This is a genomic window from Frankia sp. AiPa1 (genome assembly GCF_023243075.1).
GTDB lineage: Bacteria > Actinomycetota > Actinomycetes > Frankiales > Frankiaceae > Frankia.
The window spans coordinates 1-18,224 of record NZ_JALKFZ020000096.1 but is presented as its reverse complement, the minus strand read 5'-3'; the positions used below and the strand labels follow the sequence as shown (position 1 = coordinate 18,224).

Here is an 18,224-nt window from a genome sequence, read left to right as displayed (position 1 = left end):
ACGGCACCGGCCCCACGGAGGTGGCAGCGCCGGCGGCCCGGCGGGTGCGACGAGGATGGACGACTCGCGGCGGGTGCCGTGACCTGCGGCGAGGGACACGCGGTAACTCGACCATCCGGATCAGTGGTGTGACCAGGACCACGTGGGGTCTTTGCGCACGCCGTCCCGTGGATACCGTTTTAGGGAAACGTGTCGGCATCACGGAAAGGAGTGTGCGCGTGGAGCAGGAGCAGTCCGCCCCACTGACCTCGAGTCTGTCCGGGGCGACCCCGCGGGAGGCCGTCGTGGACAGCGCCCGGGTCGTGGAGACCGACGTCGACCGAATCGCCTTCGGTCCCGTTGCCAACCCGAAGCGACTGCGGCTCGGAGCGACTCCGTCGCTGTGACCCGCGAAAACGTAGCGCGCAACCCCCGTCCCTCAGGGCGGGGTTAGCGCGTCGGCGCCGGTCACCGCTGCTCCTTGAACTGTTCGTAGATCAAATATGCTTGTGATTGTGGTCATGGTTCGTTAGTTACCGCGCCTCTCCCGGGCCGGGGCAGGCGCGGCGTCGGATCGTCGCCGCCGCCCGGCGTGCCCGCGGGGCCCACATCAGCGGGCCGCGCGTCCTACCGTCAGAGGATGACCAGCCCCACGGCATCCTCGCTGGCCGAGACCGGCCTGCTCACCCCCGGCGCCCCCCTGCTCGACGCGACCGCGCCGGCCGAGGACGGCCACCGGGCCTACTGGGCACAGCTCGGCGGGCCGGTGCACGTCGTCGACTTCGGCGGCCCGGCGGACGGCCCCCTGCTGGTCTGCGTGCACGGACTCGGCGGCTCCTACCACAACTGGCTACGTCTGGCACCGCTGCTGACCCCCACCGCCCGCGTGCTGGCCCTGGACCTCACCGGCCACGGGCGAACCCCGGGAGCGGGCCGGCCCTGCGACGTCCGGGGGAACCAGCGGCTGCTGGGCCGTTTCCTCGCCGAGGTGCTCGCCGTGCCGCCCGTCCTGGTCGGCAACTCGATGGGCGGGATGATCAGTCTGCGGCAGGCCGGGCTGCACCCGGACTCGGTCGCGGGGCTCGTCCTGGTCAACCCCGCGCTGCCGCTGCCGCGCGGCGCCTACCCCGACCCGGTCACGCTGGCGATGTTCGCCGTGTTGTTCGTGCCCGGGCTCGGCGCCACCCTGCTGGCCCGCCGCCGCACCCGCCGCTCCCCGCTCGACCTGGTCCAGGAGAGCCTGGCGCGGCTGTGCGGCGACCCGAGCCGGGTCCCGCCGGACACCGTCGCGATGATGGAACGCGCCCAACGGGAACAGGGCGAGACCCGTGGAGCCGACGCGGCGTTCGTCACCGCGGCCCGCTCGGTGGTCACGGCGATGGCCCGGCGCACCCCGCTGACCGGCTTCCAGCGGACCGTGGCCGCTCCGACGCTGCTGCTGCACGGCGCCGGGGACCGGCTGGTCCCGGTGGCCGTGGCCCGGCAGGCGGCCCGTCGGCGGCCTGACTGGCGGGTGGAGATCCTCGACGGCCTGGGCCACATCCCGATGATCGAGGATCCGCGGACCACCGCCACACTCATCACCGACTGGCTTGCCCGGCAGGGTCGCCCGGCGGCGAGCCGCGCCCGCCTTCCGCGGACGCATCCCGCCACCCGGGCGGTGAGCAGCTGAACACCGCCGCCCAGCCCACAGCGGACCTGCGGGCGGCGCTGCGGGCCGCCGCGGGGCACGCCGACACCTGGCTCGCCGAGCTCGCCACCCGGCCGGTGCGTCCCGCGCACAGCGCCGCCGACGTGCTGGCCCGCCTCGGCGAGGAGCTCCCGCAGGGCCCGAGCGACCCGGTCGCGGTCGTCGACGCGCTCGTCGAAGCGGTCGGCGCCGGCCTGACCGCCACCGGCTCGCCGCGGTTCTTCGGCTACGTCATCGGGGGAACCCTGCCCGCGGCGCTCGCCGCCGATCTGCTGGCCGTCGTCTGGGACCAGAACGCGGCGCTCGCCTCACTGTCCCCCGCGGCGAGCGCCGTCGAACAGGTCGCCGGACGCTGGGTGAGGCAACTGCTCGGGCTGCCGGCGGACGCCTCGGTCGGCTTCACCACCGGAACCCAGATGGCCCACGTGACCGCGCTCGCCGCCGCCCGGCACCGGGTGCTCGCCGACGTCGGCTGGGATGTGGCCGCCCTCGGCCTGATCGGTGCCCCGCCGATACGCGTGCTCGCCGGCGCCGACCGGCACACCACGGTCGACGCCGCGCTGCGCCTGCTCGGCTTCGGCAGCCGCAGCATCGTCCCCGTCGCCGCCGACGCGCTGGGTCGGATGCGCCCCGAGGCCCTGCGCGCCGCTCTCGCCGCCCTCGGCGGGGTGCCGACGATCATCATCGCCCAGGCCGGGGAGATCAACACCGGCTCCGCCGACCCACTCCGGCGGATCTGTGACCTAGCCCGCGAGTACGGCGCCTGGGTGCACGTCGACGGCGCGTTCGGACTGTGGGCGGCCGTGTCCGGCTCGGCGCGACGACGCCACCTGGTCGCCGGCGCGGCGGATGCCGACTCGTGGGCCACCGACGGCCACAAGTGGCTCAACGTGCCCTACGACTGCGGGATCGCGATCGTCGCCGACCGGGCGGCCCACCGAGCGGCCATGACCGCCCCGGCGGACTATTTCCCCCCCGACCGCGCCGGCGCGCTGGACCCAGTCGACTGGACCCCGGAGTTCAGCCGCCGCGCCCGCGCCCTGGCCGTCTACGCCGCCCTACGCTCGTTGGGCCGCACCGGGCTGCGCGATCTGGTCGACCGCTGCTGCGACCTCGCCGGACACGCCGCCGCCCGGCTCGCCCAGGTGCCCGGCGTCCAGGTACTCAACGCGGTGGACGACTCGGGCGCTCCGGTCGACCCCGGCGGCCTGGCCAACCGCGGCGGCGCCGGACTGGACGACCCCCACCACGTGGACGACCCCGGCGGCACCGGCGCACCGGGCGGCGCCGGCATCCTGATCGGCATCAGCGGCACCACCCATGCGGTACCTCTCAACCAAGTGCTGCTTCGCGTCGAGCCGCTCGCCAGCCCATCGGACGACGGCGTCGCGAAGGACGGCCTCCCCGAAGGCGGCGATCCGGTCGATCCGCGGGAGGTCGGCGACCGGCTCACCCGTGCGGTGACCACGACGGTCACGGCGGGCGGAGAGGCCTACCTGACCGGCACGGTCTGGCGGGGACGGGCGGCGATGCGCCTGTCGGTCAGCAACTGGTCAACGACACGGGCCGACGTGGACCGGGCTGTCGACGTGATCGCCGCCGCGGTCGACCAGGCCCGCCGCACGCTCCACCCGCCCGGGCGGGTGGTCCCGTCCCGCGACCGAGCGCAATAACCGCGTGGCCGAGGTGGCGTCCGTGGTCCTTATGTACGGGGTCCGGTCGGTCTCGGCACGTAGTCGCCGGCCGGACGGTCGGTGACCTGCGGCGCGTGCGCGGTGGGACCGGCGTGGGACACGGACCCCGGCACGGTCCGGGGGTGCCCGCGGGCGACTAGGCTGCCGGGACAAGTCCCGTACATGCGGCCGATCCTCGCCGCGGCGCACGCATCCGGCGCACCGCTCGGTGCGCGGGCCGTGGTGCCCGGCCGGGCCGGCCGTTCGTCTCGATCGGCGTGCCCGGCGCGCGGAAGGGTTCGACGACGTGCCCAACTCCTTCGTCCACCTGCACGTCCACACCGAGTACTCGATGCTGGACGGGGCGGCCCGGCTGAAGGACATGTTCGCCGAGGTGTCCCGCCAGCGGATGCCGGCGGTCGCGATCACCGACCACGGCTACATGTACGGCGCGTACGACTTCCACAAGCAGGCCACCGCGGCCGGCGTGAAGCCGATCATCGGCTGTGAGGCCTACGTCGCCCCGCAGTCGCGCCTGCTCAAGCAGCGGGTGCGCTGGGGCGAGCCGCACCAGAAGGGCGACGACGTCTCCGGCGGTGGCGCCATCACCCACATGACCATGTGGGCGCGCAACGCGGTCGGGCTGAAGAACATGTTCAGGCTCAACTCGCGGGGGTCCATGGAGGGCTACTACATCAAGTGGCCGCGGATGGACCAGGAGATCATCGCCGAGCACTCCGAGGGTCTCATGGCGACGACGGGCTGCCCGTCGGGCATCGTCCAGACCCGGCTGCGGCTGGGGCAGTTCGACGAGGCGCTGGCGGCCGCGGCCACCTTCCAGGAGATCTTCGGCCGGGAGAACTACTTCTGCGAGATCATGGACCACGGGCTCGACATCGAGCGCCGGGTCCGCGACGGGCTCATCGACATCGCCCGCCGCCTGGACATGCGCTTCGTCGTCACCAACGACTCGCACTACACCTACGAGTCCGAGCGTGACGCCCATTCGGCGCTGCTGTGTGTGCAGACCGCCTCGACGGTGGCCAACCCGACCTTCCAGTTCGAGGGCTCGGGCTACTACCTCAAGAGCGCCGAGGAGATGTACGCCATCGACGGCTCGGACGTGTGGCGGGAGGGCTGCGAGACGACGCTGATGATCGCCGAGCGGGTCGACCCGACCGGCATGTTCGAGAAGCGCAACCTGATGCCGCGCTTCCCGGTGCCGGACGGCGAGACCGAGGAGAGCTGGTTTCGCAAGGAGACCTGGCTCGGCATGGAGCGCCGCTTCCCGGGCGGGTTCGACCAGGAGCACCGCGAGCGGGTCGAGTACGAGATCCGGATCATCCTGCAGATGGGGTTCCCGTCCTACTTCCTCGTGGTCGCGGACTTCATCATGTGGGCCAAGGACCAGGGCATCCCGGTGGGTCCCGGGCGCGGCAGTGCCGCGGGGTCGATGGTCGCCTTCGCGCTCGGCATCACCGACCTCGACCCGATTCCCCACTCCCTGCTGTTCGAGCGGTTCCTCAACCCCGAGCGCGTGTCCATGCCCGACATCGACATCGACTTCGACGAACGTCGCCGCGGTGACGTGATCCGCTACGTCACCGAGCGCTGGGGCGAGGACCGCATCGCCCAGATCGTCACCTACGGCACCATCAAGGCCAAGGCCGCGATCAAGGACTCGTCCCGGGTGCTCGGCTACCCGTACGCGCTCGGCGACCGGATCACCAAGGCGATGCCGCCGGCCGTGATGGGCAAGGACATTCCGCTCGGCGGCATCTTCGACGAGAAGCACCCCCGGTTCAGCGAGGCCGGGGAGATCCGCGGGCTGTACGAGTCCGACGGTGACGTGCGCAAGGTCATCGACACGGCGAAGGGCATCGAGGGGCTGATCCGCCAGGCCGGGGTGCACGCGGCCGGCGTCATCATGTCCGCCGAGCCGATCATCGACCACATTCCGGTGTGGCGGCGCGACGCCGACGGCGCGATCATCACGCAGTTCGACTACCCGACGTGTGAGACGCTCGGCCTGCTGAAGATGGACTTCCTGGGCCTGCGCAACCTGACCGTCATGGACGACGCGGTGCGCAACGTCGAGGCCAACCGCGGCATCAAGATCGATCTGCTGGGCCTGAGTCTGGACGACCCGGCCAGCTACGAGCTGCTCGCCCGCGGCGACACCCTGGGCGTGTTCCAGCTCGACGGCGGTCCGATGCGCTCCCTGCTGCGGATGATGCGCCCGGACAACTTCGAGGACATCTCCGCCGTGCTCGCGCTCTACCGGCCGGGCCCGATGGGCGCGAACTCGCACATCAACTACGCGCTGCGCAAGAACGGTCAGCAGGACATCACCCCGATCCACCCGGAGCTCTCCGAACCGCTCGCCGACATTCTCGACACCACCCACGGCCTGATCGTCTACCAGGAGCAGGTCATGGCGATCGCGCAGCGCGTCGCCGGCTATTCGCTCGGCGGCGCGGACCTGCTGCGCCGGGCGATGGGCAAGAAGAAGAAGGAGATCCTCGACAAGGAGTTCGTCCCCTTCTCCGACGGGATGAAGAACAGCGGCTACTCGGATGCGGCCGTCAAGACGCTCTGGGACATCCTCGTCCCGTTCTCGGACTACGCGTTCAACAAGGCGCACACCGCCGGCTACGGCCTGGTGTCGTACTGGACGGCCTATCTCAAGGCCAACTATCCGGCCGAGTACATGGCGGCGCTGCTCACCTCGGTGCGCGACGACAAGGACAAGTCCGCCATCTACCTCAACGAGTGCCGGCGGATGGGAATCCGGGTGCTGCCGCCGGACGTCAACAGCTCCAATGCCGACTACACCGCACACGGATCGACCGAGATCCGGGTGGGTCTGGCAGCCGTCCGTAATGTCGGGATCAACGTCGTCGAATCGATCGTCCGAACCCGCATGGCCAAGACCCCGTTCACCTCGTTCCCCGACTTCCTCGACAAGGTCGACGCGGTCGTCTGCAACAAGCGCACCATCGAGTCGCTGATCAAGGCTGGGGCGTTCGACGCCCTCGGCCACACCCGCCGAGGCCTGGTCGAGCGGCACGAGCAGGCCGTCGACGCGGTCATGGGCGTGAAGAAGAAGAATGCCGAGGGCCAGTTCGACCTGTTCGCCCTCGACGACGAGGGCGACCCGGAGGCGGGCCCCCTTTTCGGCGTCCAGGAGTTCTCCGACCAGGAGTGGGACAAGGCGGTCAAGCTCTCCCACGAGCGCGAGATGCTCGGCCTGTACGTGTCGGACCATCCGCTGCGCGACGTCGAGCATGTGCTCGCGGCGAAGGCCGACTGCGGCATTGCCTCCCTCACCGGCGGCGAGTACGCCGACGGGTCCACCGTCACCATCGGCGGGATCATCTCCAGCCTGCAGCGCAAGGTCACCAAGCAGGGCAAGCTGTGGGCACTGACCACCATTGAGGACCTCGAGGGCGGGCTCGAGGTGATGTTCTTCCCGCAGACCTACGAGACGTGTGCGACCCAGCTGGCCGAGGACACGGTCGTCATCGTCAAGGGCCGCCTGGACAAGCGGGAGGACGCCCCGCGACTGATCGCCTCCGAGCTGAGCGTGCCCGACCTCAGCGAGCACGCGCTCAGCCCGCCGGTGGTGATCACGATGCCGGCATCGCGGGTGAACCCCCCGACGGTCGAGCGACTCCGCGAGGTGCTCGGCACCCACCCCGGCACGACCGAGGTGCACCTGCGGTTGCAGACCCCGGCCCGGGTCACGCTGCTGCGCCTCGACGACGCGTACAAGGTCCAGCGCACCCCCGCGCTCATGGGCGACCTCAAGGCCCTGCTCGGCGCCTCCGCCGTCGCCTGACCCACACCCGCAGGTCCTGGCCCGACCTGTGATGCTGGCGCGACCGTCCCCCCGCGCCCTGGCTGGCGGCCAGGCGGTAAGGCGGCCGGGCGGTAGGGCGGTAGGGCGGCCGGGCAGCCGGCCCTCGGTTTCCTCTGACCTGCGGCAACACAGATCGCTCCAAGGAAGATTTATTCCCGTCCGCGGGACTACCACAATGCGACACCCGCCACCGTTCGAGTACGACCGATCTGGGGGACGATGGCCTCCAGACAACCAGGTGCGACCGCGTCCCAGGAACCTGACGGACCACGGCGCGCCGCCGGGACGTGGGGCGACGTGTGCGGCGTCGCCCGGACGCCACGCCATCCCCGGAGGCCCCGCCACCGGAACGCTCACGGCCCGGCGGCGCACCCGACCCTCGAACAGCGCGCGAAAGCCGCCCGGGCGAATCCGGTGGGCCGCGCGCCCCGTGGGGTGACGGCGCACGCGAACCGGAGGGTGTGCTGTGACGATCAGCCGTGAGCAGAGTCCGTCGGACACGGATTCGTCGGGGACGGGTGGGCTGGCGCCGGCGACGCCCGGACCGCCGGCACCGATCACACCTGGAGCCACCGCGTCGGGCGCGCACGCTCCCTGGCCGCCACGGATCGCGGCGGCCACGCGGGTGCTGCTCGCGACGCTGCTCGGCGCCGAGCCGGCCGTCCGGGTGCGGCTGTGGGACGGTTCGACCCTCGGCCCGGACACCGCCACCCGGATCGTGGTGCGCTCACCGGAGGCGCTGCGCCGGGTGCTGTTCCGTCCCGGCGAGCTCGGTCTAGCCCGGGCGTTCGTCGCCGGTGACCTGGACGTCGAGGGTGACATCTTCGCGGCACTCGCGGTGCGCGAGGCCATCGACACAGCGCGTTCGCGTCTGTCTGGCGCCGGCGGCGGGCCTCGGGCAGCTGCGCTCGTCCTGCTGCGGGAACTCGGCGTCCGCCCACCGGAGCCGCCGCCCGAGGAGGCGCGGCTGCACGGTCGTCGGCACAGCACGCGCCGCGACGCAGCCGCGATCTCCCACCACTACGACGTGTCCAACGACTTCTACCGGCTCATCCTCGGTCCGACGATGACCTACTCCTGTGCGGTCTGGGAGTCGCCCGACGCCGCCCTGGACGCCGCTCAGACCGCCAAGCACGAGCTGGTCTGCCGCAAACTCGGGCTGCGCCCCGGCGAGCGGCTACTCGACGTGGGCTGCGGCTGGGGCAGCATGCTCCTGCACGCCGCCCGGCACCACGGGGTGCGCGGGGTGGGGGTGACGATCTCCGTGGAGCAGGCCGCGCTCGCCCGGCGTCGGATCGCCGAGGCGGGTCTGTCCGACGCCATCGAGATCCGGTTGCAGGACTATCGGGAGATCCTCGACGGCCCGTTCGACGCCATCAGCTCGGTCGGCATGGTCGAACACGTCGGCCGGGCGATGCTGCCGACCTACTTCGCGAACCTGTACGGGTTGCTGGTCCCGGGGGGCCGGCTGCTCAACCATGGGATCTCGTTCCCCGGCGACCCGGCGGGCGCGCAGCGCGGCGGTCCCCATCTCGGGCCGGTGCCGTTGCCGGCCGGTCCGGACTTCCTGCGGCGGTATGTCTTCCCCGACGGCGAGCTGCACGAGATCGGCGTCATGACCACGCTGACCCAGGCCGCCGGCTTCGAGGTACGGCACGTCGAGAACCTACGGGAGCACTACGGGCTGACCCTGCGCGCGTGGGTGCGCCGGCTGGAGGAGAACTGGGACGCCGCTGTCGCGATGGTCGGCCCGGGACGGGCCCGGGTCTGGCGGCTGTACATGGCGGGCTCGGCCCTGAGCTTCGAGTCCGGCCGCAGCCAGATCCACCAGACCCTGGCCGTGCGGCCCGACCATGGTCGCTCCGGCCAGCCCCTGCGCCCGCGCTATGAGTCTCCCGCCACGCCCGAGCCCCCCTTCCCCACCGGCGACGGCTAGGCCGCACACCGGCCGGAGCATCCGGCGACCGGTGCTCAGTGCAGGGTGGGGAAGGTGCGGTCGGCCTTCTCACCGGTCTCGAGCAGGTTCGCGGCGGGGCCGACGATGAGCGGGTCGGGGACGCCGACGATGTCCAGATCCTTGCCGGTGTAGTCCAGTCGGTGCAGGACGTGGCGCATGGCCTCGAGCCGGGCCCGCTTCTTGTCGTTGCTCTTCACCACCGTCCACGGGGCCTCGACCGTGTCGGTGTAGAAGAACATCGACTCCTTGGCGTCGGTGTAGTCGTCCCAGCGGTCCAGCGCGGCGAGGTCCATGGGGCTGAGCTTCCACTGCCGTACCGGGTCGATCCGGCGCACGATGAACCGGGTCTGCTGCTCGTGCCGCGACACGGAGAACCACAGCTTGATGATGACGAACCCGCTGCGGGTCCACATCCGTTCCAGCTCGGGCGCCTGGCGCAGGAACTCGCTGTACTCCTCCGGGGAGCAGAAGCCCATCACCCGTTCGACGCCGGCCCGGTTGTACCAGGAACGGTCGAACAGGACGATCTCGCCGGCCGCCGGCAGGTGCTGGACGTACCGCTGGAAGTACCAGGAGTCGCGCTCCCGCGGAGAGGGCTTCTCCAGCGCGACGACCCGCGCGCCCCGGGGGTTGAGGTGCTCGAGGAACCGTTTGATGGTCCCGCCCTTGCCCGCGGCGTCGCGGCCCTCGAAGACCAGCACGAGGCGCTGCCCGGTCTCCTTGACCCAGTACTGCAGCTTCAGCAGCTCGATCTGCAGGAGCCGCTTGGCCCGCTCGTAGTCGGCCCGGTGCACCCGGTCGTCGTAGGGGTAGTTCTCCCGCCAGGTGTCGACCGGCGTTCCGTCCGGGCGCAGCAGGGTCGCCTCGTCGTCGTCCTCGTCGCGGACCCGTAGACCGGAGAGCTGCTCCGCCTGCGCCTCGACCCGTTCGGCGAGGCCCGCGGCACCCAGCCAGCCGCCCAGGCCGCCGCCATGGGACAGGGGCGCGACCCGACCGTCGGCTCCCTTGGGGATCACCCGTTCGACCTCGGTCACGCTGGCCTCCCTGTCGTACGGACACACGGCCGTACGGAAACGCGCGGACACGCGCGGACGTGCACAGCCCGGGCGGCCAACCGTACGGAACCGGACAGGATGCCAGTTGACGCGCAGACGAACGCCGGATGACGTGCCGGCCCACCGCCCCGCACCCCACGTCCGCCGGCGGCTGACCTCGGGGATCTCCCCCCGCAGGGGGGTGTACCCGGTACGCGTCGCCGGGCTGTTCGTGCGGATGCGGCGCGTTACTGCGACCATCCGTCGGGGAAGTGCCTGAGAAGTGTCACAACACCCCACGCGAGACAATCACATAAAGCCAATGTTAACTCAACAGACGGTGAGAGCGGCACGGGCGGATGGGAGTGGCGACGGCACTGCGCCACAATTCTCCCCGGGCGATCACCTCGGGCCTGCCGGGCGATCTGCCCGGCTGGTTCTGCCGTCCGGTTTTCCCGTTCAAGCGTGACCCTCCGGGCTGGCCGCGCTCCAGGGGCGGGCGCGACGTCCCGGGTACCGATCGCTTCCCGGGCGAGCGTGGCTCCCGCGGGAACGTGGCCCTCGGGCGAACCCGCCGCCCTGGCCGAGTGTCCCGCCGACCGTCGCACCCTCCGCCCGCCGGCGGGGTGCCCAAGCAGAGGAACAGGTGTGCTGACCCCCCTGACGTCGGACGATCCGCAGCGGATCGGCCCCTTCCGGCTGGCGAACCGGATCGGCGCCGGGGGGATGGGGGTCGTCTACCTCGGTTTCGGCGCGGACGGCAAGCCGGCCGCGGTGAAGGTCCCGTCGACGGGCCTCGCCGACAATCCCGAGTTCCGCGCCCGCTTTCGCCAGGAGGTCGCGGCCGCGCGGCGGGTCCGCGGCACCACCGTGGCGGCCGTGTTCGACGCCGACCTGACCGGGCAACGCCCGTGGATGGCCACCGAGTACGTCGAGGGACGCAGCCTCGCCGACGCGGTGGCGACCCGCGGCCGCCTGGACGAGCATCTCGTCCGCGGCCTCGCGATCGGCCTGGCCGACGCGCTGGTCGCCATCCACGAGGCCGGGGTCGTGCACCGCGACCTCAAGCCCGCGAACATCCTGCTGGCCTGGGACGGCCCCAAGGTCATCGACTTCGGCATCGCGCTGGCCGCGGACAGCACCAGCCACACCCGCACCGGCATGCTCATCGGCACCCTGGTCTGGATGGCCCCGGAACAGCTGCGCGGCGAGCGCGCCGGAGCCGCCGCCGACATCTTCGCCTGGGGTGCGTGCGTGGCGTTCGCCGCCGCCGGCCGGCCGCCGTTTCGCGGCGAGCGCGCCGAAGCCGTCGGCATGCAGATCCTCACCGCCGAACCCGACCTGGACGGCCTGCCCGCCGCGCTGGTCGGGCCCGTGCGTGACGCATTGGCGAAGGAGCCCGAGGCCCGCCCAAGCGCGGCCGGGCTGCTGGCCAGGCTGCTGGGGCGGGACGTGGGTGCCGTCGGCGACGCGGACGACGCGAGCGAGACCGCCCTCGCCCAGATCTGGTCGCTGCCGCCGACCCCGCCCCAGGGCCCGCCGCCGGCCGGTTTCGCCACCGGGCCCGGCGGGCCGGGCGGCCAGGGACACGGCGGCGCCGAATACGGCGCCCAGCCGGGTGCGGACCGGGGCTACCCGGCCGGCTATGACGACCGCGCCCAGGACAGCCGTGGCTATGACGACCGCGCCCAGGACAGCCGTGGCTATGACGAGGGGCGGTATGACAACCGCGGCTACCGGACCAGCGGTCCTGGCGCCGGCGCCACTCGTACCCCCTCCGGTCCCGGCGCCGGCTACACCGGAGGCGGTTATGGCCCACCCGGACCAGGCAGCCGCCCCTACGCGGAGCAGTACGCGGGCGGCCCCGGCGGGTATGGACCGCCGCCCGGGCACGGCGCCGGCCGTCCCGGGGGCTCGTCCGGACGTCGAGGTGCGGTCATCGCGGCCGTTCTCGTGGCGGTGCTGCTGCTCGGCGGCGGCATCGCCGCGGCGCTCGCCCTGCGCGACCACGATGGCGGCGGCAGTGGCGGGGACGGCGGGAGCACGGCCACGGTGGGGACGGGCCCGGCGGGGACGGGCACAGTCAACCCGAGCCCGGGCGGTGGCACGGCGCCGAGCCCGCCGTCCGCCGGCGCCACCGCGCCGAGCACGCCGTCGCCGGCCACTCCCACCGCCAGCCAGACCCCGACCCAGACTCCTTCGCCGACTCCGACGACGCTGTCCACCGACGCCGCGGCCTCGGTCATCACCGGCAGGGGCTACCAGCCGGATCTGAGCACCTACCAGGAGGACCGCCGACTCAACGTCGTGGTCGGCACCGGCCAGCCGTCCGGGGGCAACCCCCAGCAGCTGGCGTTCGTCTTCGCTGACGGGCAGTTCCGCGGCACCGACACGAAGGCGCCGAGCGCCCACATCACGCTCGTCCGCCAACCGAACGATCATGAGGTCACCCTGCGTTACGACACCTACAACCCGCAGGATCCTCCCGGTGCGCCGTCCGGGCATGCCGACGTACGCTTCGTCTGGTCGGGGACGACCTTCACCGCTCAGGACCCCATCCCGCCGAACGACCCGAACGCCGCGGGCAGCCGCCGGTAGCTGCCGGTAGCTGCCGGACCCACCGCCCAGGCGGCAACGCGACGATCAGCCGAACAGGCGGGCGACGCGCCCACCGGGACCGGCTGGGCTGAACCGGTCGGACGCACGCGCTACCGTCTCTGGCAGCATGGTCGTCGGCACTGCCGCAGGGACGGGCCGGGCAATGTTGTCACGGCGGTTGCCGTGGCCCGGGGTCGCATCGACCGAGTTGCGGCGGCCCTGGGCGGGGGATTCGCGGCGCGGCGGCCGGCGTTTTCAGGCCGCCACGGCCGGTCCGCTCGCGGCTGGGCTGCCCGTGGGAGAGCGTGATCGGAGGAGCGACCATTTCGGCGCAGGGCGGGCGGTCGGCGCGGCTCGGGCGGTCCGCGTCGGACGGCCGGCGGCGGGATGCCGGCCGAATCCGGGCGGGTCGGAGGCCGGTCCCGTGCTGACGCCTCTGGTCAACGGCGACCCGCGCCGGATCGGCCCCTTCACCATCCAGAACCGGATCGGCGCCGGCGGCATGGGCACCGTCTATCTGGGGTTCAACGCCGAGGGGCGGGCGGCCGCGGTCAAGGTCCCCGATGCCCGGTTCGCCGACGACCCCGAGTTCCGGGCGCGGTTTCGCCGCGAGGTCACCGCTGCTCGCCGCGTGCACGGACGCGCGGTCGCCGCGGTGGTCGACGCCGACCCGGACGCGGCCTCCCCATGGCTTGCCACCGAGTACGTCGAGGGCACCAGCCTCGCCGACGCCGTCCTGCGCCACGGCTGCATGGAGGAACGCCTGCTGCACGGGTTCAGCGTGGGGCTCGCCGACGCCCTGATCGCGATCCACGCCGTCGGTGTCGTGCACCGTGATCTCAAACCGTCGAACATCCTGTTGGCCTGGGACGGCCCGAAGGTCATCGACTTCGGCATCGCCCGCGCCACCGGCACGCCCAGCCACACCCGCACCGGGATTCTCATCGGCACCCTGGCCTGGATGGCACCCGAGCAGCTGCGCGGGGAGCGCGCGGGCCCGTCGGCGGACGTCTTCGCCTGGGGAGCCTGCGTGACCTATGCGGCCACCGGGCGCCCGCCGTTCGCCTCGGAGGAGTCGGACGTCCTGAACCGCAGCCGCGAGGAGCCGCCACCCGATCTTGCCGGGGTGCCGGACGCCCTGGTCGGGCTGGTCCGGGCAGCGCTGGCCCGCCATCCGCAGGAGCGGCCGAGCGCGGCCGACCTCGTGCGTCTCCTCGTCGCCGACCCCAAGGTGCGCACGCCGGCGGATGCCGATCGGGCCGCGGCTCTGGCCCTGACCCCCTGGCAGGCCCGCCCGCCCCTGAGCGCGTCGGGCGACCCCGCGTCGGCGCTCGACCCCGACCGGCCCGACCAGCCGACCCATCCGCTGGTGCTGCGTCCGACGCCGCCACCGGTCGACGACCCCTCGATCACAACGGTCCCGGTGCCGCGCCGGCCCGGCCAGACGGATCCGCGCCACGATGGCGCCACCGCCCTGGTGGCCGCCGACCCGCGTCCGGCGGCTGGCGACCCGCGTCCGATGGCTGGCGACCCGCGTCCGATGGCCGGCGAGCCGCGGCTGAAGGCCGGCAACGCGCGTGCGACCGGTGGGCGCGGGTCGGTGCAGGGGTCCACGCCCGCGCCGCACCATGGGGTCAGGTCGCGGCAGGGGGTTGGTCCGGCCGCCGGGCGTCTCGATGCGCTGTTCGGCTGGCTGCCGATGCCCTGGCGGCGGGCGGCGCCACTCGCCAGCGCCGCGCTGCTGATCCTCGTGCTGGTCAGCGTCGTCCTCGTGCTCGCCGCCGGGGGCGGTTCCGGTCCGCGGGTCGGCCCGACCCAGCCGCCCGCCCAGGGCGACCAGATGCCCGACCCGGGCGGCCTCTCCGGCCCCGGCCACACCGACCCGCGCGGCCCGGGCAGGACGCGCGGTGGCCCGCCTTCGCCCACGCGCAGCCGTCCATCCCCGTCGGACGGCACCAGCCCCCAGCCGTCCGCCACCAACGACCCGGCCGAGACCACGGCACCGAGCCCACGCGTGAGCACCAGTCCGTCGCCGTCGCGGCTACCCCCGCCGTCGGCCGGGGCATCCCCCACCGTCGAGGCGAGCCCGTCCGCGGAGACCACGGCCGGGGCGTCCCCCACCACCTGTCCCACGGCCAACCCGAACGGCCCCGGCGGGGGCACACCGCCCGCCTGCTGACACCGTCGCTGGCCTTCTCCATCCGGCAGGACGCGCCCACATCCCATGTTCGTCGCAACGAGCGGTCAGTCGCCGGGCAAGATCCGCCTACACAGGTCGTTGTGGGTGGCAGATCGGTCTGGCAGCCCCGCGTTCGTATAGGTCGTTGACCTGGTCTTTCGTGTGATCGGCCCATGCCTGGGGGGTCGAGGGGTGGAGGGTCGGGTGGCGGTGCGGGTGGGGGTTCCTGGTTGGTTTGTGGCATGTTCCGGTTACTGTGGGCACTATCCGGGTGGTGCTGCTGATCGGGGGATCGTCGTGGTGGACAAACCGTGGGTGGGGTTGGCGGACGCGATCGGTGCGGTGCGGGCGGAGTTGACCGTGGCGATGGCCGCGGGGGTGGGTGCCCCGGTCCGGTTCACGGTGGAGCCGGTGGAGCTGGACCTGAATGTGGAGGTTCATACCGGTGGTAAGGCGGAGGGTGGGGTGCGGATCGGGGTGGTGTCGATCGGCGCGTCGGGTGAACGTTCCTCGACTTCTACCCATCGGTTGACCGTCCGTTTGCAGCCGGTCGATCCGGCGACGGGCCGTTCGCCGTTGATCGGCGACGACGAGTAGTCCGATCACCGTGGTGGGGTCGGGGGTGGGTGTGGCGGGTCCGGTGCCCCCGGGGCAGGTCGTGGAGATCCGCGCGGTGCGGGCCGATGGGCGCACGCGGGTGGGGTCGGGTCTGCTGATCACCCGGCGGCTGGTCCTGACCGCCGCGCATGTCGTGTTCCCCGAGGGGCCGGTGGCGTCGGCGCGGGTGGGGTTGACGGTCGGGGTGGGTGAGACCGGCCGGGCGGGCACGTCGGGTCGGGTGGTGTGGCCTGAGCGCTGGGACGGTTCCGGCGGCACCGCGCCCGACGCGGCACTGATCCGCATCGATGATCCGGGGTGGATACCGCCGCGGGTGGACCGGTTGCGCTGGGGTGCGCTGACCGGCCGTGCCGGTGGGATCGCCGGTGAGGCGGTCGGTTTCCCCCGGGTGCTCCGTGGCGACGACGGCGCGCGGGAGACCAACCATCTGACCGGGCAGGTGAACCCGCTGGGCGGGCTGGTCACCGGCCGCTACGACATCAACGTCAAGGACCATCCGCCGCTTGCGCCCACCGCGGACGACGAACCGTTGCCCTGGTCCGGTATGTCCGGGGCGGTGCTCCACGCGTGCGCTGACCCCACCGGCCCCGCGCCTGTGTGGTTCGCGACCGCCGTGATCGTGGTGGACACCCCCGGGTTCGGTGAGGGCCGGCTGAGTGCGGTGCCGGTCCGCCGGCTGTTGGACGATCCGAGGTTCCGGGACCTGATCCGCGCCGAGGGTGGGCCCGTCGACTGGGAATCGGTCGAACTCGCCGGACTGATCAGCCCGCCGACGGTCACCGTGCCCCGCACGCCGGCGCAGTTCCTCCGGGCCGACGCTGAAATCGTCGACCTCCACGGCCGGGATGCGCTCCTCACCGAGTTCACCGACTGGTGCACCGGGGCGGCGGACAGCGCGGTGCGGCTGCTGGTCGGTCCGGGCGGGCAGGGCAAGACCCGTTTCGCCCGCGCCCTGAGCGCACGCATGCGCGAGGCGGGCTGGCTGGCCGGACTCGTCCGCCCCGATGGTGTTGGGCTGGTGGGGCGACTGGCCGGGCAGACGCGGCCGGTGCTGCTGGTGGTGGACTACGCCGAAACCCACACCGATCTCACCAGCACCCTCCTGAGCATCCTGGAAGAACGATCCAGCCGCATCCGGGTGCGGCTGCTGCTGGTCGCCCGCGGGGGTGGGGACTGGTGGGACGATCTCACCAGCCGCCATCCCCTCGCCGACGACGGACAGACCCTCACCCTGCCGGCGGTGGAGACCAGCGGACCCGACCGGACACGCCTGTTCACCGACGCGGCCGGCACGTTCGCCCACCGGCTCACAGATCTTGATCCCACGGTGGACTGGACCGCACGGGCAGAGCGCGTCCAAGGCGGGATACCGGACCTGTCCGATCCCGGGTTCGGGCTGGTCCTGGCAGTGCACATGGCCGCGTTGACCGCGCTCCTCGACCAGCCCGACACCCGCCCGGGTGGATCACCGGCCGAGGTCGCGGACCGGCTTCTGCGCCACGAGAGGACCTACTGGACCGACACCGCCCGGACCCGGGGCATCACCCGGTCCGCGGACAGTCTGGAACAGGCCATCGCTATCGCGACCCTGTGCGGCGCCCAGGACGTGCGCGAGGCCACCGCGACCCTTGCTCGTCTCGCGGGTTTCGCGGGTGACGACGGCGAAGCTCATGATCTACGGGGGCGGGTGGTGCGGTGGCTGGCAGGGCTCTACCCGCCGCCACCCGGCCACGGCGGGCAGGTGTGGGGTGGGATCAGCCCGGACCGGCTCGCGGAACACTTCCTCGCCCACCACCTCACCGACCCGACCGACACCGCCGGTGTTGCCTTCCGGGTTCTCACCGGTGCTTCCCGGGCGCAGATCTACCAGGCGTTGACCGTGCTCAACCGGGCCGCACCCGCACATCCCAGCCTCAGTGGCCTGCTGCCCGCGCTCCTCGCCGCTGATCCGCCCGCCCGCGCCCCGGTCGCACTCCAGGTCACCCTCGAAGCGGCCGACCACACCCCCACCGCCCACGCCCTGACCGCCCTGGCGCCGCGACTGGATCTACCCACTCTCACCACCATGACCGGCGGTCTCCCCCAGTACAGTCACCGGCTGCTGGAACTGGCCGCTGTCGTGCAGCAGGCCCACACCACCCGTCTCCGCGACCACACCCCGGGCCTACCCCCAGCCCGCCGATGGGCCTTACCCCGACGACGCACCATCCCCGACGCCTACCTCCCCGACCTCGCCGGATCGTTGAACAGCCTGTCGATCCGGTTGGGGGATCTGGGGCGTCCGGAGCAGGCCCTGGCCGCGATCGAGGAAGCTGTCACGCTCTGCCGCCGGCTGGCCGCCGACCGGCCCGACACCTACCTCCCCGACCTCGCCACGTCGCTGAACAACCAGTCGATCCGGTTGGGGGATGTGGGGCGTCCGGAGCAGGCCCTGGCCGCGATCGAGGAAGCCGCCGCGCTCTACCGCCGGCTGGCCGCCGACCGGCCCGACACCTACCTCCCCGACCTCGCCACGTCGCTGAACAACCAGTCGAACCAGTTGGGGGCTGTGGGGCGCCCGGAGCAGGCCCTGGCCGCGATCGAGGAAGCCATCACGATCCGCCGCCGGCTGGCCGCCGACCGGCCCGACACCTA

At 72.6% G+C, this 18,224-nt stretch carries 10 protein-coding genes; 9 read left to right on the top strand and 1 reads right to left on the bottom strand.

Annotation, left to right across the window (positions count from 1 at the left end; translation table 11 throughout):
- The first annotated feature begins 218 nt into the window (after positions 1-218).
- From MXD95_RS08035 to MXD95_RS08015, 5 genes are all read left to right on the top strand, one after another.
- Positions 219-386, top strand: coding sequence for a hypothetical protein (locus tag MXD95_RS08035; protein WP_250639912.1), 168 nt, complete (start codon positions 219-221; stop codon positions 384-386).
- 233 nt (positions 387-619) lie between these two features.
- Positions 620-1,651, top strand: a complete 1,032-nt coding sequence (locus tag MXD95_RS08030; RefSeq protein ID WP_250639911.1) for an alpha/beta fold hydrolase — start codon at positions 620-622, stop codon at positions 1,649-1,651.
- Between the two features lie 95 nt (positions 1,652-1,746).
- Positions 1,747-3,342, top strand: a complete 1,596-nt coding sequence (locus tag MXD95_RS08025) for a pyridoxal phosphate-dependent decarboxylase family protein (protein WP_250639910.1) — start codon at positions 1,747-1,749, stop codon at positions 3,340-3,342.
- Positions 3,343-3,649: 307 nt separating this feature from the next.
- Entirely contained in the window at positions 3,650-7,183 is a 3,534-nt protein-coding gene (dnaE, locus tag MXD95_RS08020) for a DNA polymerase III subunit alpha (protein ID WP_250639909.1), read from the top strand.
- A 487-nt stretch (positions 7,184-7,670) separates the two neighbouring features.
- A complete protein-coding gene (locus MXD95_RS08015; RefSeq protein ID WP_250639908.1) occupies positions 7,671-9,140 on the top strand; it encodes a class I SAM-dependent methyltransferase in 1,470 nt (489 codons plus the stop codon).
- 35 nt (positions 9,141-9,175) lie between these two features.
- Here MXD95_RS08015 and ppk2 read toward each other — a convergent pair whose 3' ends face one another.
- Complete coding sequence (gene ppk2, locus MXD95_RS08010) at positions 9,176-10,195, bottom strand: polyphosphate kinase 2 (protein ID WP_250639907.1); 1,020 nt, start codon at positions 10,193-10,195, stop codon at positions 9,176-9,178.
- A 648-nt stretch (positions 10,196-10,843) separates the two neighbouring features.
- Between ppk2 and MXD95_RS08005 the strand changes: the two genes are divergently transcribed.
- From MXD95_RS08005 to MXD95_RS07990, 4 genes are all read left to right on the top strand, one after another.
- Entirely contained in the window at positions 10,844-12,793 is a 1,950-nt protein-coding gene (locus tag MXD95_RS08005; RefSeq protein ID WP_250639906.1) for a protein kinase domain-containing protein, read from the top strand.
- Positions 12,794-13,217: 424 nt separating this feature from the next.
- On the top strand, positions 13,218-14,972 hold the full coding sequence (locus tag MXD95_RS08000; protein WP_250639905.1) for a serine/threonine-protein kinase: 1,755 nt from the start codon (positions 13,218-13,220) through the stop codon (positions 14,970-14,972).
- 300 nt (positions 14,973-15,272) lie between these two features.
- Positions 15,273-15,569: a trypco2 family protein gene (locus tag MXD95_RS07995; RefSeq protein ID WP_250639904.1), complete on the top strand. Its 297-nt coding sequence runs from the start codon at positions 15,273-15,275 to the stop codon at positions 15,567-15,569.
- Between the two features lie 43 nt (positions 15,570-15,612).
- On the top strand, positions 15,613-18,224 hold a 2,612-nt coding region (locus MXD95_RS07990), incomplete at its 3' end, for a tetratricopeptide repeat protein (RefSeq protein WP_250639903.1).